The organism is Cecembia rubra, assembly GCF_003014575.1.
GTDB classification, from domain to species: domain Bacteria; phylum Bacteroidota; class Bacteroidia; order Cytophagales; family Cyclobacteriaceae; genus Cecembia_A; species Cecembia_A rubra.
Map to the genome: position 1 here is coordinate 1 of NZ_PYGF01000029.1, position 1,252 is coordinate 1,252.

Genomic DNA, 1,252 nt, shown 5'->3' on the forward strand with positions numbered 1-1,252 from the left:
CAGGAAACTGTTAAGGATAGTACCCCAGTCTCGAATGGGCATAGTCCATTTTTTCGATGCTTCCCTTGCAGCGAGGAAAACAGACTTCATAACAGCATCATCTGTTGGGAAAGAGAGCTTATTTTTGGTGTATTTTCTGATCTTCCCATTGAGATTTTCAATCAGGTTGGTAGTATAGATGATTTTGCGGATTTCAACCGGGTAATCGAAGAAAACGGTGAGTTCATCCCAGTTGTCCCTCCAGCTTTTGATGGCATACGAGTATTTTGAATCCCATTTTTTGGCAAAATCGTTAAGGGCAGCCCATGCGGCGTCCTTAGTAGGGGCGGTATAAATTTCCTTCATATCCCTAGTAAAGGCCTTACGGTCTTTCCATACGACATATCTACATGCATTTCTGATCTGGTGGACAACACATATCTGGGTGACTGACTGAGGGAAGGAGGCCTTTATTGTTTCAGTAAACCCGTTGAGGTTATCAGTTGCCGTTATGAGAATATCTTCAACCCCTCTGGCCTTCAGGTCAGTGAGTACCCCCATCCAGAAAGCGGAAGATTCATTCTTGCCAAGCCAAAGACCGAGTATCTCTTTGAGGCCGTTGGTCCTGAGCCCAACAGCAATGTAAACAGTCTTGTTGACTACCTTGGAGTTCTCCCTGACTTTGAATGATATACCATCCATCCAAACGATCAGGTATACAGGGTCAAGCGGCCTGTTTCTCCATGCAACAATATCCTCTGCCACGGCACTGGTAACCCTTGAGATGGTGGAAGTGGAAACATTGATGTCATAAAGCTCACGGATCTGCTCTTCGATATCCTGGTTTGACATTCCCTTGGCATACATGGATATGATCACGTTTTCAACGCCTTCTGCCATGCTTTTGCGTTTAGGCACAAGGGCAGGCTCAAAGCTGCCGTTCCGGTCTCTTGGGACCTTGATCTCAGCTTCTCCAAAGGAGTTCTTTATTGTTTTGGAGGAATGGCCGTTTCTTGAATTGGGATTATCGGAGATCTGATGCTTTTCATAACCAAGATGGGCATCTAACTCACCTTCAAGCATCTTCTCTACAGCTCTTTTCTGAAGCTGTTGAAGAAAGGAATTCAGCTCCCCCGCAGTCTTGAACTGCTTGAGGAAATCATCATTTAAGAGATCTTCTTTTTTCATTTTTGCAATCTGTGTGTTAAAGGTAAGAAATTGTCTGCACACAGATCGGGTATTCGCCTACCGCGGGTTCCTCAAATTCCCCGTG

General features: G+C 45.0%; 1 protein-coding gene. It reads right to left on the reverse strand.

Going from position 1 to position 1,252, the window contains the following annotated elements; all coding sequences use genetic code 11:
- Positions 1 to 1,167 (reverse strand): IS256 family transposase (locus tag CLV48_RS20365; RefSeq protein ID WP_106569138.1); only part of this gene is annotated, 1,167 nt, incomplete at its 3' end.
- Between the last annotated feature and the right edge of the window lie 85 nt (positions 1,168 to 1,252).